At 74.3% G+C, this 15,293-nt stretch carries 11 protein-coding genes; 9 read left to right on the forward strand and 2 right to left on the reverse strand.

Translation table 11 applies throughout. From position 1 onward, the window contains the following. Positions 1 to 148 precede the first annotated feature (148 nt). From ACF073_RS13155 to hemW, 3 genes are all read left to right on the forward strand, one after another. Positions 149 to 2,023 (forward strand): AMP-dependent synthetase/ligase, encoded by a 1,875-nt coding sequence (locus ACF073_RS13155; RefSeq protein ID WP_392069297.1) that lies wholly within the window; start codon positions 149 to 151, stop codon positions 2,021 to 2,023. 191 nt (positions 2,024 to 2,214) lie between these two features. Continuing rightward, positions 2,215 to 4,035 (forward strand): SpoIIE family protein phosphatase, encoded by a 1,821-nt coding sequence (locus ACF073_RS13160; RefSeq protein WP_392069299.1) that lies wholly within the window; start codon positions 2,215 to 2,217, stop codon positions 4,033 to 4,035. Positions 4,036 to 4,062: 27 nt separating this feature from the next. After that, positions 4,063 to 5,295 carry a radical SAM family heme chaperone HemW gene (hemW, locus tag ACF073_RS13165; RefSeq protein ID WP_392069300.1) on the forward strand — a complete coding sequence of 411 codons (1,233 nt, stop codon included), beginning with the start codon at positions 4,063 to 4,065 and terminating at the stop codon, positions 5,293 to 5,295. A 53-nt stretch (positions 5,296 to 5,348) separates the two neighbouring features. On the opposite strand, the gene ACF073_RS13170 is transcribed toward hemW, so the two are convergent. Next, the gene (locus ACF073_RS13170) at positions 5,349 to 6,161 is read right to left on the reverse strand and encodes a DUF3097 domain-containing protein (protein WP_392069302.1); all 813 of its coding nucleotides are present in this window, start codon (positions 6,159 to 6,161) and stop codon (positions 5,349 to 5,351) included. Positions 6,162 to 6,229: 68 nt separating this feature from the next. Beyond that, on the reverse strand, positions 6,230 to 6,961 hold the full coding sequence (locus ACF073_RS13175) for an MBL fold metallo-hydrolase (protein WP_392069304.1): 732 nt from the start codon (positions 6,959 to 6,961) through the stop codon (positions 6,230 to 6,232). Positions 6,962 to 7,131: 170 nt separating this feature from the next. Between ACF073_RS13175 and hrcA the strand changes: the two genes are divergently transcribed. From hrcA to ACF073_RS13205, 6 genes are all read left to right on the forward strand, one after another. After that, positions 7,132 to 8,148 (forward strand): heat-inducible transcriptional repressor HrcA, encoded by a 1,017-nt coding sequence (hrcA, locus tag ACF073_RS13180; protein WP_392069305.1) that lies wholly within the window; start codon positions 7,132 to 7,134, stop codon positions 8,146 to 8,148. Next, the gene (dnaJ, locus tag ACF073_RS13185; protein ID WP_392069307.1) at positions 8,149 to 9,285 is read left to right on the forward strand and encodes a molecular chaperone DnaJ; all 1,137 of its coding nucleotides are present in this window, start codon (positions 8,149 to 8,151) and stop codon (positions 9,283 to 9,285) included. 132 nt (positions 9,286 to 9,417) lie between these two features. Then, positions 9,418 to 10,515: a nitronate monooxygenase gene (locus ACF073_RS13190; RefSeq protein WP_392069309.1), complete on the forward strand. Its 1,098-nt coding sequence runs from the start codon at positions 9,418 to 9,420 to the stop codon at positions 10,513 to 10,515. Beyond that, the gene (locus tag ACF073_RS13195) at positions 10,512 to 11,249 is read left to right on the forward strand and encodes a 16S rRNA (uracil(1498)-N(3))-methyltransferase (protein WP_392069311.1); all 738 of its coding nucleotides are present in this window, start codon (positions 10,512 to 10,514) and stop codon (positions 11,247 to 11,249) included. Before ACF073_RS13190 ends, ACF073_RS13195 begins: the two co-directional genes overlap by 4 nt. A gap of 17 nt (positions 11,250 to 11,266) precedes the next feature. Then, positions 11,267 to 11,659, forward strand: coding sequence for a VOC family protein (locus ACF073_RS13200; protein WP_392069313.1), 393 nt, complete (start codon positions 11,267 to 11,269; stop codon positions 11,657 to 11,659). 438 nt (positions 11,660 to 12,097) lie between these two features. Then, positions 12,098 to 15,265, forward strand: a complete 3,168-nt coding sequence (locus ACF073_RS13205; RefSeq protein WP_392069980.1) for a S41 family peptidase — start codon at positions 12,098 to 12,100, stop codon at positions 15,263 to 15,265. Positions 15,266 to 15,293: the final 28 nt, after the last annotated feature.

A 15,293-nucleotide genomic window follows, 5' to 3' on the forward strand; every position in this document is an offset into this window, starting at 1 on the left:
CGATGCCCCTTACGCAGCGGGCGGTCGCGCCTTACCCTGATGCCTGCTCGATAGTTACTCGCGAGTTAAACAACAGCCCGAAACCACCCCGTGAGTTAACCCAGCCGCACCGAGTCAGCCGCACCGTCGCGGGCCCCCGGAGGATGTCGTGAGCGACACACAGAACCTGATCGAGAACCGTCCGCCGTCCGTGGCGGCCCTCTTCCTGGAGCGCGTGGCGGCCACACCGGACGCCGAGGCCTACCGCTACCCGGTCCCGCCGGCCGACGGGCAGGGCCCCGACGACTGGAAGTCGCTCAGCTGGGCGCAGGCGGCGGACCGGGTGTACGCGATCGCGGCCGGACTCATCGAACTGGGTGTCCGGCCCGAGCAGCGGGTGGCGCTCGCCTCCTCCACGCGCGTCGAGTGGATCCTCGCCGACCTCGGCATCATGTGCGCCGGCGGTGCCACCACCACCGTGTATCCGCAGACCAACGCCGACGAGTCCGCGTTCATCCTGTCCGACTCCGAGAGCCGGGTGCTGATCGCGGAGGACGCGGCCCAGCTGGCCAAGGCCGTGGAGAAGCGCCCCGAGCTGCCCGAGCTGACCAAGGTCGTGGTGATCGACCCGGCCGGTGTCGAGCCGGGCGAGTGGGTGACCACCCTCGCCGAGCTGGAGCGCAGCGGCGCCGCCTATCTGGAGAAGCACCCCCAGCTCATCAAGGAGCGGGTCGGCGCGATCACCAGGGAACAGCTCGCCACCCTCATCTACACCTCCGGCACCACCGGCCGCCCCAAGGGCGTGCGCCTGCCGCACGACAACTGGTCGTACATGGCCAAGGCGATCGCCGGGACCGGGCTGATCAGCACCGAGGACGTGCAGTACCTGTGGCTGCCGCTCGCGCATGTCTTCGGCAAGGTGCTGACCTCCGGGCAGATCGAGGTCGGGCACGTCACCGCCGTCGACGGCCGCGTCGACAAGATCATCGAGAATCTTCCGGTGGTGCGGCCGACGTACATGGCGGCCGTGCCGCGCATCTTCGAGAAGGTCTACAACGGCGTCGCGGCCAAGGCCCGGGAGGGCGGCGCGGCCAAGTACAAGATCTTCCAGTGGGCCGCCGAGGTCGCCCGCGAGTACGCCAAGGTCACCCAGGACAACTTCCGCCGCACCGGCACCGCCTCGGCCCCCCTCGGCCTGGCCGCTCGGCACAAGGTCGCCGACACCCTCGTCTACGGCAAGCTCCGCGAGGCCTTCGGCGGCCGGCTGCGCGCCTGTGTCTCCGGCGCCTCCGCGCTCGCTCCGGAGATCGGCTACTTCTTCGCCGGCGCCGGCATCCACATCCTGGAGGGCTACGGCCTCACCGAGACCTCCGCCGCCTCCTTCGTCAACCCGGGCGAGGCGTACCGCACCGGCACGGTCGGCAAGCCGCTGCCCGGCACCGAGGTGCGCATCGCCGACGACGGCGAGATCCTGCTGCGCGGCCCCGGCGTCATGGAGGGCTACCACCAGCAGCCCGAGAAGACCGCCGAGGTGCTGGAGTCGGACGGCTGGTTCCACACCGGGGACATCGGCGAGCTGTCGCCCGACGGCTATCTGCGCATCACCGACCGCAAGAAGGACCTCATCAAGACCTCCGGCGGCAAGTACGTCGCGCCGGCCGAGGTCGAGGGCCAGTTCAAGGCGGTGTGCCCGTACGTCTCCAACATCCTCGTGCACGGCGCCGACCGGAACTACTGCACCGCTCTCATCGCCCTGGACGAACTCGCGATCGAGGGCTGGGCCAAGGACAACGGCCTGGAGGGCAAGTCGTACGCGGAGATCGTGGCCGCCCCGCAGACGGTCGAGATGGTCGACGGCTATGTGCGGCAGCTCAACGAGGGGCTCCAGCGCTGGCAGACCATCAAGAAGTTCCGGCTGCTGCCGCGGGACCTCGATGTGGAGCACGGGGAGATCACGCCGAGCCTGAAGCTGAAGCGGCCGGTGGTGGAGCGGGAGTACAAGCACCTCATCGACGAGATGTACGCCGGGGCCAGGGAGTCCTAGAGCCTTCCAGCGGGGCGCGGGAGCCGCGGGCCGGCCGCGGGCGGTCCGTGGTTTCTCGTGCGGTTCCTGGCGCCCCTTTGATGCTCACCAGCGCTTGATGCCCACCAGCGCTCGAAAGTTTCCGTCTTCTGTCCGCTTCCGTGACTGACCGCTTCTGCGCGCCCCCGGTCTGTCACTCTGACGGTATGGACATGGCGGCCATACCGACGCAGCGGGAGAGCGAGCCCCGGCCCGGTGGGGCGGGGGGCCGGGCCACGCTGCCCGGAAGCCCCCTCGCCCCGGGCTCGGCCCGCGCGCTGGTGCGTGCCGCACTGGACACGGCGCCCGGGGTCTGCGCACGGCTGGCCGACGACGCCATGGCCGTACTGAGCGAGCTGGTCACCAACGCCGTCGTGCACGCCGGCACCGAGGTGCAGATCGAGTGGCGCCTTGAGGAGACCGGCGCGCTCGTGATCGAGGTCCGCGACCAGCACCCCTCCCGGGCCCCGCGCGACGCGCTGGGCGGCGAGGGGCCGTACGACACCCCCGAGTACGGGCGCGGCCTGCGCCTCGTCGCCACGCTCGCCGAGTCCTGGGGCGTCACCTACCGCACCGGCGCCAAGACCGTATGGGCCCGGCTGCCCCCGGGCGGCAGCGAGGCCCTGGACGGCCCCGCCGCCGATCCCGCGCTGGAGGTCGCCGAGGACCTCGCCCCGCAGCCGCAGCGCGCCGAGGGCGACCGGGACTGGCTCGGCCGGGGCGCCCTGTCCTTCCTCGCCGAGGCCTCCGACCTGCTCGCCGGACAGCTGGACGAGAACCTGGTCGCCGCGCTCACCGGCCAGCTGATCGTGCCCCGGCTCGCCGACTGGTGCGCGATCTGGCTGGAGGACGAGGCGTCCGTGCGCGGCGGTGCCGGCGGCGGACCCGCCCGGGTCTGGCACGCCAGCGAGGCCCGTATCGAGGAACTGCGCTGCGCCCTGGAGAAGGAACCGCCGTGCCCGCCCGACGGGCTGCGCTCAGGACCCGAGCCCTATCCCTGGCCCGGCCACGCGCTCGGCCCGCAGGGCGCCGACGGGACGGCGCTGTCGTACCGGCTGATCGCGGGCGGCCGGCCGCTCGGCACACTGGTCACCGGCCGGTGCGGCGCCGCGGGCTTCCCGGACGAGATCACCGGCCTGGTGGAGGACCTCGGCCGGCGGGTCGCCCTGGCCATCGGCGCGGCCCGCCAGTACGCCCGCCAGGCCACCATCAGCGCCGTCCTGCAGCGCGGCCTGCTGCCCGGCGCGGTCGCCGAGATCCCCGGCATGCGCAGCGCACTGGTCTACGAGCCCTGCGACAAGGGCGGCCCCAGCGGTGACTTCTACGACGTGTTCCCGGCGGGCGACGGCCGCTGGTGCTTCGCCGTCGGCGACGTCCAGGGCAAGGGCCCGGAGGCGGCCGTGGTGATCGGTCTGGCCCGCCCCTGGCTGCGCCTCCTGGCCCGCGAGGGCTACCGGGTCGCCGATGTCCTCGACCGCCTCAACCAGCTCCTCCTGGACGACGCCACCGAGGCCGCCGACGCCGCCGCCCGCGCCCTGGTCACCGCCGGCGGCCGGCCGCTGGCCTCCGGGGACGGCCCGCAGACCCGGTTCCTCTCCCTCCTGTACGGCGAGCTGACACCGCACGACGGCGGGGTCCGCTGCACCCTCGCCTCCGCCGGCCATCCGCTGCCGCTCGTCCTCAGCCCCGACGGCACCGTGCGCACCGCCGCCCGTCCGCAGACCCTCCTCGGCGTCGTGGAGGACGAGACGTACACCAGCGAGACCCTGGAGCTGTGGCCCGGCGACAGCCTGCTGTGCGTCACCGACGGGGTGACCGAGCGGCGCTCCGGCTCCCGTCAGTTCGACGACGGCGACGGTCTCGCCCGCGCCCTGTCCGGCTGCGCCGGGCTCGGCGCCGAGCTGATCGCGGAAAGGATCCGCCGCCTCGTCCACGACTTCGGCGGCGGCCTGCCCGAGGACGATCTGGCGCTGCTGGTGCTCCAGGCGGAGTAACCCCCGCGGTGCTGGACAATGGAAGGCATGCCTTCCGCACTCCCCGACGGCGAGCCCGTCCCCGCCGACGGCGCGCTGCCCGCGCACGCGCTCGCCGGGGCCGCGGGCCGCCCGCTCGGTTTCTACCTGCACGTCCCGTACTGCGCGACCCGCTGCGGCTACTGCGACTTCAACACCTACACCGCGACCGAGCTGCGCGGTTCCGGCGGCGTGCTCGCCTCCCGGGACAACTACGCGGACACGCTGGCGGACGAGATCCGGCTGGCGCGCAAGGTGCTGGGCGACGACCCGCGGGAGGTCCGCACGGTCTTCGTCGGCGGCGGCACGCCGACGCTGCTGGCCGCCGACGACCTGGTGCGGATGCTCGCCGTGATCCGGGACGAGTTCGGGCTCGCCCCGGACGCGGAGATCACCACCGAGGCGAACCCGGAGTCGGTCGGCCCCGCCTACCTCACCGCCCTGCGCGAGGGCGGCTTCAACCGGATCTCCTTCGGCATGCAGAGCGCGAGACAGCATGTGCTGAAGGTCCTCGACCGCACCCACACGCCCGGCCGCCCCGAGGCGTGCGTGGCCGAGGCGCGGGCCGCGGGCTTCGAGCACGTGAACCTGGACCTGATCTACGGCACCCCCGGCGAGTCCGACGACGACTGGCGGGCCTCCCTCGAAGCGGCGCTCGGAGCGGGCCCGGACCACGTCAGCGCCTACGCCCTGATCGTCGAGGAGGGCACCCAGCTGGCCCGCCGGATCCGCCGGGGCGAGGTCCCGATGACCGACGACGACGTGCACGCCGACCGGTACCTGATCGCCGAGGAGATGCTGAGCCGGGCGGGCTTCGACTGGTACGAGGTGTCCAACTGGGCGACCTCCCGGGCCGCGCGCTGCCTGCACAACGAGCTGTACTGGCGCGGCGCCGACTGGTGGGGCGCGGGCCCCGGCGCGCACAGCCATGTGGGCGGGGTGCGCTGGTGGAACGTCAAGCACCCGGGGGCGTACGCGGCGGCCCTCGCCGCCGGCCGCTCACCGGGCGCGGGCCGGGAGCTGCTGCCGGACGAGGACCGGCGGGTGGAGCGGATCCTGCTGGAGCTGCGGCTGCGCGAGGGCGTACCGCTGGCGCTGCTGAGGGAGGACGGGCTCGCGGCGTCCCGGCGGGCGCTGGCTCAGGGCCTGCTGGAGACCGGCCCGTACGAGGCGGGGCGGGCCGTGCTGACGCTGCGGGGGCGGCTGCTGGCGGACGCGGTGGTGCGGGACCTGGTGGACTGATCACCGCGGCGGGTGACCGCCGCGGCCCGCCGCGTCCGGCCGCCGCGCCGGTGTCACGCCGGGGCGCCGGCCGTGACGAAGTCGATCAGCTCCTCCACCCGCCCCAGCAGCTCGGGCTCCAGGTCCTTGTAGGACCCGACCCGGCGCAGGATCGCCTGCCACACCGCCCCGGTGTTCTCCGCCGGCCACCCCAGCGCCCGGCACACGCCCGTCTTCCAGTCCTGTCCGCGCGGCACGTCCGGCCAGGCGTCGATGCCCAGTGCCGACGGCTTCACCGCCTGCCAGACGTCGATGTACGGGTGCCCGACGACCAGCGCGTGCTCGCTGGTCACCGACTGTGCGATGCGCCACTCCTTGGTGCCCGGCAGCAGATGGTCCACGAGCACGCCGAGGCGCGCGTCCGGGCCCGGCGCGAACTCGGCGACGACCGACGGCAGGTCGTCCACGCCCTCCAGGTACTCCACGACCACGCCCTCGACGCGCAGGTCGTCGCCCCACACCTTCTCGACCAGCTCGGCGTCGTGCCGGCCCTCGACGTAGATCCGGCCGGCGCGGGCCACGCGCGCGCGGGCGCCGGGCACGGCGACCGAGCCGGAGGCGGTGCGGGCGGGGCGTGCCGGAGCCGACGAGGGCCGCACCAGCGTCACCACCCGCCCCTCCAGCAGGAAGCCGCGCGGCTCCAGCGGGAACACCCGGTGCTTGCCGAAGCGGTCCTCCAGGGTCACCGTGCCCGCCTCGCAGCGGATCACCGCGCCGCAGAAGCCGGTGCCGGGCTCCTCCACCACCAGGCCCGGCTCGGCCGGCACCTCCGGCGCGGGCTTCGGCTTCTTCCAGGGCGGGGTCAGGTCGGCGGCGTACTGGCGCATTCGGATGACGATAGGAGAAGCCGCCCGGCGGTGTGCACGACACGCCGTACGTCACTCGTCGTGGCGATTCAGCTCACGTCGAACCGTGCCGCCAGGGCGTCCCGCTGGCGGCGTACGAAGGCGGCGTCCACCACCGCTCCGTGACCGGGTACGTACAGCGCGTCCTCGCCGCCGAGCGCGAGCAGCCGGTCCAGGGCGTCCGGCCAGCGGGACGGCAGCGCGTCCGGGCCCGCCTGGGGCCGGCCGGACTCCTCCACCAGGTCGCCGCAGAAGACCACCTCGGGGGAGCCGGGCGAGCCGGGGACGAGGACGGCGAGGTCGTAGGCGGTGTGGCCGGGGCCCACGTTGGCCAGCAGCACCTGCCGGCCCCCGCCGAGGTCGAGGGTCCACTCGCCGGAGACCAGGTGGCCGGGCGGGACCAGGGCGTCCGTGGCCTCCTCGGCGGCCTCGGGCGGCAGCCCGTGCCGGAGCGCGTCGAGCCGCAGTTCCTCGCGCTCGTAGGCCAGCACCGCGTCCAGGCCCACCGCCCCGTACACCTGGGCGCCGGCGAACGCGGGCGCCCCGAGGACATGGTCGAAGTGGGGGTGGGTCAGCGCGAGATGGGTCACACGGCCGCCGGAGAGCTCCTGCGCCTGCGCGCGCAGCCGCGCCCCCTCGGCCAGGCTCGACCCGGCGTCCACCACGAGCGCCGTCCCCGCCCCGAGCACCAGGCCCGCGGTGCAGTCCCAGCCGGGCAGCCGGCACCTCCCCACCCCGGAGGACAGCCGTTCCCAGCCCAGCTCTTCCCAAGTCACCGTCATACCGGCGACGCTAGCGGTACGAGCCGGTACGGCGGCCCGACCTTGCCCAGGGTGCACCCGACGGCCGTACACTGGGCCGGGGAGTACTGGCACTCGCATGCGAAGAGTGCCAGGCAGACGAGGCGGACGACCCGTGAGGGGCGAGGACGACGTGCTGGAGGTGCGCGCGGATGCTGAGTGAACGCAGGCTTCAGGTGCTGCGCGCCATCGTCCAGGACTATGTGGGCACCGAGGAGCCGGTCGGTTCCAAGGCGCTCACCGAGCGGCACAACCTCGGCGTCTCCCCGGCGACCGTCCGCAACGACATGGCGGCCCTGGAGGACGAGGGGTTCATCGCGCAGCCGCACACCAGTGCCGGGCGCATCCCCACCGACAAGGGCTACCGCCTGTTCGTGGACAAGCTGGCGGGCGTGAAGCCGATGACGGCGCCGGAGCGGCGGGCGATCCAGAACTTCCTGGACGGCTCCGTCGACCTCGACGACGTCGTGGCGCGGACCGTCCGGCTGCTCGCGCAGCTCACCCGCCAGGTCGCCGTCGTGCAGTACCCCTCGCTGACCCGGTCCACGGTCCGGCACGTGGAGCTGCTCTCGCTCGCCCCGGCGCGCGTGATGCTCGTGCTGATCACGGACACCGGCCGGGTCGAGCAGCGGATGGTCGACTGTCCCGCGCCGTTCGGCGAGGCCTCGCTGGCGGATCTGCGGGCGCGGCTGAACAGCCGGGTCGCGGGCCGTCGGTTCACGGATGTGCCGAGGCTGGTCGAGGACCTGCCGGACGCCTTCGAGATCGAGGACCGCGGTACGGTCTCCACGGTGCTCTCCACCCTCCTGGAGACACTCGTCGAGGAGAACGAGGAGCGGTTGATGATCGGCGGTACGGCCAATCTCACCCGCTTCGGGCACGACTTCCCCCTCACGATCCGGCCCGTCCTGGAGGCCCTCGAGGAGCACGTCGTGCTCCTCAAGCTCCTCGGCGAGGCGAAGGATCCCGGCGTGACCGTGCGCATCGGCCACGAGAACGCCCACGAGGGACTCAACTCAACCTCCGTCGTGTCGGTGGGCTACGGTTCGGGCGGCGAGGCGGTTGCCAAGCTCGGCGTGGTCGGACCGACCCGCATGGACTACCCGGGAACGATGGGAGCGGTACGCGCAGTGGCACGGTACGTCGGACAGATCCTGGCGGAGTCGTAAGTGGCCACGGACTACTACGCCGTTCTCGGCGTGCGCCGCGACGCGTCGCAGGATGAGATCAAGAAGGCGTTCCGTCGGCTCGCTCGCGAGCTGCACCCGGACGTCAACCCGGATCCGAAGACCCAGGAGCGGTTCAAGGAGATCAACGCCGCTTACGAGGTGCTGTCGGACCCGCAGAAGAAGCAGGTCTACGACCTCGGCGGCGACCCGCTCTCCCAGTCCGGCGGCGCCGGCGCGGGCGGCTTCGGGGCCGGCGGTTTCGGCAACTTCTCCGACATCATGGACGCGTTCTTCGGCACGGCGTCGCAGCGCGGCCCGCGCTCGCGCACCCGGCGCGGCCAGGACGCGATGATCCGGATCGAGGTCGAGCTGGACGAGGCGGCCTTCGGGACGACCAAGGACATCCAGGTCGACACCGCCGTCGTCTGCAACACCTGCAGCGGCGAGGGCGCGGCCCCGGGCACCTCCGCCCAGACCTGTGACATGTGCCGCGGCCGCGGTGAGGTCTCCCAGGTCACCCGGTCCTTCCTGGGCCAGGTCATGACCTCGCGGCCCTGCCCCCAGTGCCAGGGCTTCGGCACGGTCGTGCCGACCCCGTGCCCGGAGTGCGCCGGCGACGGCCGCGTCCGCTCGCGGCGCACGCTCACGGTGAAGATCCCGGCCGGTGTCGACAACGGCACCCGGATCCAGCTCGCCGGCGAGGGCGAGGTCGGCCCCGGCGGCGGCCCGGCCGGCGATCTGTACGTCGAGATCCACGAGCTGCCGCACTCCACCTTCCAGCGGCGCGGCGACGACCTGCACTGCACGGTCACCATCCCGATGACGGCCGCGTCCCTCGGCACCAAGGTGCCGCTGGAGACGCTGGACGGCATGGAGGAGGTCGACATCCGGCCCGGCACCCAGTCCGGCCAGTCGATCCCGCTGCACGGCCGGGGCGTGACCCATCTGCGCGGCGGCGGCCGGGGCGACCTGATCGTGCACGTCGAGGTCACCACCCCGACCAAGCTGGACCCCGAGCAGGAGCGGCTGCTGCGCGAGCTGGCCAAGCTGCGCGGCGAGGAGCGCCCGCAGGGGCAGTTCCAGCCCGGCCAGCAGGGCCTGTTCTCCCGGCTGAAGGACGCCTTCAACGGCCGCTGACACCGGCCGGGCGATGCCCCGGACCGCTGTCGGGCCATGGCTGCGGGGTGCTCCGGCACCCCGTACGCCGTGGTCCGGTGCCGGGGGAAGCCCGGATTCGGACTTGTACGGAGGACGTGACAACATGCGGTCATGTCCTCCGCGCTGACCGATCTCTTCCCCCTCCCGATCGTGCAGGCCCCCATGGCGGGCGGCGTCGCCGTCCCGCAGCTCGCCGCCGCCGTCTCCGAGGCGGGCGGCCTCGGGTTCCTCGCCGCCGGGTACAAGACCGCCGACGGCATGTACCAGGAGATCAAGCAGCTACGCGGGCTCACGAACCGTCCCTTCGGCGTGAACGTGTTCATGCCGCAGCCCGAGCACGCCGAGTCGGGTGCCGTCGAGGTGTACGCGCACCAGCTGGCCGGCGAGGCCGCCTGGTACGAGACCGAACTGGGCGACCCGGACGGCGGCCGGGACGACGGCTACGACGCCAAGCTCGCCGTGCTGCTCGACAACCCGGTGCCGGTGGTCTCCTTCCACTTCGGTGTGCCGAGCCGGGAGGTGTTCGACAAGCTGCGCAGGGCCGGGACCTTCACCCTGGTCACCGCCACCACCGCGGAGGAGGCCCGCGCGGTGGAGCGGGCCGGCGCGGACGCGGTGATCGCCCAGGGCGTGGAGGCCGGCGGGCACCAGGGCACCCACCGGGACCTGCCGGAGAACGACGGCTCCGGCCTCGGGCTGCTCGCGCTGGTCGCGCAGGTCCGGGAGGCCGTGCGCATCCCGATCGTGGCGGCGGGCGGCATCATGCGCGGCGGCCAGATCGCCGCCGTCCTCGCGGCGGGCGCGAGCGCGGCCCAGCTGGGCACCGCGTTCGTCGCCGCCCACGAGTCCGGCGCGCACGCCCTGCACAAGCAGGCGCTGACCAATCCCCTGTTCGCGCGGACCGAGCTGACCCGCGCCTTCAGCGGCCGCCCGGCCCGCGGGCTGGTCAACCGCTTCCTGCGCGAGCACGGGCCGTACGCACCGGCCGCCTACCCGGAGGTCAACCACCTCACCGCCCCGCTGCGCAAGGCCGCGACCAAGGCCGGGGACGCGCAGGGCATGTCGCTGTGGGCGGGACAGGGCCACCGGATGGCCCGGGAGCTGCCGGCCGGACAGCTGGTCGAGGTGCTGGCGGCCGAACTCGCCGAGGCCCGGACAGCGTTGTCGGCGTGGCCGGACCGGCCGCGGCCCGGGGGCGAGCAGCGATGACCGCTCCCGTCTTCGTCGTGGACCGGCTCGACGGGGCCGGCCCCGAGTTCGTGCTGGACGGCCCCGAGGGCCGGCACGCCGTGTCCGTGAAGCGGCTGCGGGCGGGCGAGGACGTGGTCCTCACCGACGGGCGCGGACGCTGGGCCGAGGGGGTCGTCAAGGCCGCAGAGGGCAAGGACCGGCTGGTCGTGGAGCTGGGACCGGTGCGTGACGAGCCGCCGGCCGCCCCCCGGATCACCGTCGTACAGGCCCTGCCCAAGGGCGACCGGGGCGAGCTCGCCGTCGAGACCATGACCGAGGTCGGTGTCGACGCGATCGTGCCCTGGCAGGCGTCCCGCTGCATCACCCAGTGGAAGGGCGACCGCGGGCTGAAGGCCCTCGGCAAGTGGCGGGCCACCGCCCGCGAGGCGGGCAAGCAGTCCCGCCGGGTCCGCTTCCCCGAGGTCGCGGACGCGGCGACGACCAAGCAGGTGGGCGCGCTGCTCGCCGGGGCCGACTTCGCCGCCGTGCTGCACGAGAGCGGCGACGCGCCGCTGGCCACCGCCGAACTGCCCGCCGCGGGTGAGATCGTGCTGGTCGTCGGCCCCGAGGGCGGTGTCTCGCCCGAGGAGCTGGCGCTCTTCGCCGAGGCGGGTGCCGAGCCCTATGTCCTCGGGCCCACCGTACTGCGCACATCCACCGCCGGCACCGCCGCCGCGGCCCTGCTGCTGGGCCGCTCCGGCCGCTGGTCCTGACCCGCCTGGGGGACACCGTGGAACTCGCCCAAGTCCGCCTCTTCGTCTCCGACTTCGCCACCTGCTACCGCTTCTACGCCGAGACCCTCGGCCTGACCCCGCAGTCCGGTGCGACGGGCGGACCGTACGAGAAGTTCAGCCCGCACGCCGGGTCCGCCGGGATCGCGCTGCAGGACCGCGCGGCGATGGCCGAGATCCTCGCCGAGCTGGACGACGCGGCCGCGGGCCACCGGTCCCTCGTCGTCCTGCGCGTGGACGACCTCGACGCCTACTGCGCGGAGATCACGGCCCGGGGCGCGACCCTGCTGCACGGCCCGGCCCTCCTGACCGACCGGATGCGGGTGGCGCACCTCAAGGACCCGGAGGGCAATCTGGTCGAACTGCAGGAGTGGCTGCTGCTGCGCGGCTGACGTCCGCCGCGCGGGCGGCGTCGACGGCCTCGGCGACCGGCCCGAACAGCTCCCAGCCGTCCGCCTCGCACCGCCCGGTCAGCGGGCCGCGCCGCCCGGCATCGTCGGCCGGCGCCCGGACGACCCCGGGTTCGCGCAGGTCGAGCAGGTTGCCGCGGCCGTCCGCCACACCGCCCGTGTGCCAGAGGCCTTCGGCGACGTGGCGGCCGGAGCCGGCCCCGCCGACCCTGGTACCGCCGAGGCCGGCCGTGACCGTCACCGTCACCCGCACCGTCGGGTGCCAGGGCGATCCCGCCCGCGGCCCGGTGCGGGGGAAGTGATCGGAACCGGGGGCGTGGCCCTCCGGGGGCTGCGTAGAGTGAGGCTGTGACTCAGGGTGCTTCGAAGGGAACCGCGGCGGTCTCCGCCTATCTCCGATACCCCCATCTGCGCGGCGACTTGGTGGCCTTCGTCGCCGAGGACGACGTATGGCTCGCCCCGCTCGACGGCGGCCGGGCCTGGCGGGTCAGTGCCGACAACACGCCGGTGACGCTGCCCCGGATCTCCCCCGACGGCGCGCATCTGGCCTGGACCTCCACCCGGGACGGCACCCCCGAGGTGCATCTCGCCCCCGTCGACGGGGGCCCCGCCCGGCGGCTGACCCACTGGGGCAACCGCCGTACCGAGGTGCGCGGTTGGACGCCGGACGGGCGGGTGCTCGCGCTCGGCGCGCACGGAAGGCCCAGCTTCCGGCAGACCTGGGCGCACGCCGTCCCGCTGGACGGCGGACCGGCCGAGGCCCTGCCGTACGGCCCGGTCGGCGATGTCGCGCACGGACCGGCCACCGTGCTGCTCTCCGTGACGATGGGCCGCGAGGCCGCCTACTGGAAGCGCTACCGGGGCGGCACGGCGGGCAGGCTGTGGATCGACCGGGCCGCCGAAGGCGGGGAGGGCACCGGGGAGTTCGTTCGGCTGCACGAGGACCTCGCCGGGAACATCGAGTACCCGGTGTGGGCGGGGGAGCGCATCGCGTTCCTCTCCGACCACGAGGGAACCGGGGCGCTGTACTCCTCCCTGGCCGACGGCTCCGACCTGCGCCGGCACACCCCGCTGGGCGGCTTCTACGCCCGGCACGCCGCCGGCGACGGCACCCGGGTCGTCTACAGCTCGGGCGGTGAACTCTGGCTGCTGGACGACCTGGAGGGCGCCGAGCCGCGCCGCCTGGACGTGCGGCTCGGCGGACCCCGCCTCGATCTGCGGCCCTGTCCGCTGGACGCCGCCCACTGGTTCGGCGAGGCGTCCCCCGACCACACCGCGCGCGGCAGCGCCGTCTCCGTGCGCGGCGGGATCCACTGGGTCACCCACCGCTCCGGGCCCGCCCGCGCGCTGGCCGCCGCCTCGGGCGTGCGCGCCCGGATGCCCCGCGCCTTCCGCGCCGAGGGCGAGGAGTGGGTGGTGTGGGTGACGGACGCCGAGGGCGAGGACGCCCTGGAGTTCGCCCCCGCGACCGGCACGGTGCCCGGCTCCCCGCCGCGCCGGCTCGCCGCCGGGCAGCTCGGCCGGGTCCTCGAACTGGCCATGGCTCCCGACGGCAGCCGTGCCGCTGTCGCCGCGCACGACGGCCGGCTGCTGCTCGTCGAGCGGGAGACCGGCGAGGTCCGCGAGGTCGACCGCAGCGACGACGGCGAGGTCTCCGGTCTCGCCTTCTCACCCGACTCCGGCTGGCTGGCCTGGGCGCACCCCGGCCCCCGCCCGCTCTCCCAGCTGCGCATCGCCCACACCACCGACCTCTCGGTCACCGAGGCGACCCCCCTGCGCTTCCAGGACTACGCGCCCGCCTTCACCCTCGACGGCAAGCACCTCGCGTTCCTCTCCAACCGCGCCTTCGACCCGGTCTACGACGAGCACGTCTTCGATCTCGCCTTCGTGGTCGGCGCCCGCCCGCACCTGATCACCCTGGCCGCCACCACCCCCTCGCCGTTCGGCCCGCAGCGCCACGGCCGCCCCTTCGAGACCCCCGACAAGGACGAGACCCCCGACAGCGAGGGCACCCCCGCCACCCGCATCGACCCCGAGGGGCTCGCCGACCGGATCGTGCCCTTCCCGGTGGAGGCCGGCCGCTACTCCACCCTGCGCGCCGCCAAGGACGGCGTCCTCTGGCTGCGCCACCCCGTGCGGGGCCTCCTCGGCGCCTCCCGCGCCCACCCCGAGGACCCGGACCCGGGGACCGAACTGGAGCGGTACGACCTCGCCCAGCGCCGCCTGGAACACCTAGCCTCCGCCGCCGACCACTTCGAGGTCAGCGGCGACGGCAAACGCGTCCTGCTGTGGAGCGAGGGCCGGCTGCGGGTCGTGCCCGCCGACCGCCGCACCGGCACCGACGACGACGGCGACACCAGCGTCACCGTCGACCTCGGCCGGATCCGGCAGACCGTCGACCCGGCCGCCGAGTGGCGGCAGATGTACGACGAGGCCGGCCGGCTGATGCGCGACCACTTCTGGCGGGCCGACCTGGGCGGCGTGGACTGGACCGGCGTCCTCGCCCGCTACCGCCCGCTGCTGGGCCGCCTCGCCACCCACGGCGACCTGGTCGACCTGCTCTGGGAGGTGCAGGGCGAACTCGGCACCTCGCACGCCTATGTCACGCCGCGCGGCGGCGCCGGCGGCGCCGGACAGGGGCTGCTCGGCGCCGACCTGTCCCGCCACGCGGACGGCAGCTGGCGCATCGACCGCATCCTGCCCTCGGAGACCTCCGACCCGGACGCCCGCTCCCCGCTCGCCGCGCCCGGTGTCGCCGTACGCCCCGGGGACGCGATCATCGCCGTGGCCGGCCACCAGGTCGACCCGGTGACGGGCCCCGGGCCGCTGCTCGTGGGCACGGCGGGCCACGCCGTCGAGCTGACCGTCTCCCCGGCGGGCGGCGGCGAACCCCGGCACACGGTCGTCGTCCCGATCGCGGACGAGGAACCCCTGCGCTACCACGCCTGGGTCGCCGGCCGCCGGGCCCACGTCCACGCGGCCTCCGCCGGCCGGCTCGGCTATGTCCACGTCCCGGACATGCAGGCCCCCGGCTGGGCCCACCTCCACCGCGACCTGCGGGTGGAGGTGGCCCGAGAGGGCCTGGTGGTCGACGTGCGGGAGAACCGGGGCGGCCACACCTCCCAGCTCGTGGTCGAGAAGCTGGCCCGCCGGATCATCGGCTGGGACCTCGCGCGCGGCCTGCGCCCCACCAGCTACCCGCTGGAGGCGCCCCGCGGCCCGGTGGTCGCGGTGGCCAACGAGTTCTCCGGCTCCGACGGCGACATCGTCAACGCGGCGATCAAGGCCCTCGGTATCGGCCCGGTCGTCGGCACCCGCACCTGGGGCGGTGTCATCGGCATCGACAGCCGCTACCACCTGGTCGACGGCACGCTGGTGACCCAGCCCAAGTACGCGATATGGCTGGAGGGCCTGGGCTGGGACGTGGAGAACCACGGGGTGGACCCGGACGTCGAGGTCGTCCAGCGCCCGCAGGACTGGGCGGCGGGCCGCGACGCCCAGCTGGACGAGGCCGTCAGGCTCGCGCTCGCGGCCCTGGAGGAGCGGCCCGCGAAGACTCCGCCGGACCTGCCGGACCTGCCGGGCTGACGGAGCGCGGGGCCGGGAGACTACGATG

Source organism: Streptomyces sp. NPDC015171 (assembly GCF_043079545.1).
Classification (GTDB): domain Bacteria; phylum Actinomycetota; class Actinomycetes; order Streptomycetales; family Streptomycetaceae; genus Streptomyces.

Bases quoted from the DNA above. Each gene is read 5' to 3' on its own strand.
- ACF073_RS13160 (WP_392069299.1), top strand. From the start codon at position 2,215: ATGGCGGCCATACCGACGCAGCGGGAGAGCGAGCCCCGGCCCGGTGGG.
- hemW (WP_392069300.1), top strand. From the start codon at position 4,063: ATGCCTTCCGCACTCCCCGACGGCGAGCCCGTCCCCGCCGACGGCGCG.
- ACF073_RS13170 (WP_392069302.1), bottom strand. From the start codon at position 6,161: ATGCGCCAGTACGCCGCCGACCTGACCCCGCCCTGGAAGAAGCCGAAG.
- ACF073_RS13175 (WP_392069304.1), bottom strand. From the start codon at position 6,961: ATGACGGTGACTTGGGAAGAGCTGGGCTGGGAACGGCTGTCCTCCGGG.
- hrcA (WP_392069305.1), top strand. From the start codon at position 7,132: ATGCTGAGTGAACGCAGGCTTCAGGTGCTGCGCGCCATCGTCCAGGAC.
- ACF073_RS13190 (WP_392069309.1), top strand. From the start codon at position 9,418: ATGTCCTCCGCGCTGACCGATCTCTTCCCCCTCCCGATCGTGCAGGCC.
- ACF073_RS13195 (WP_392069311.1), top strand. From the start codon at position 10,512: ATGACCGCTCCCGTCTTCGTCGTGGACCGGCTCGACGGGGCCGGCCCC.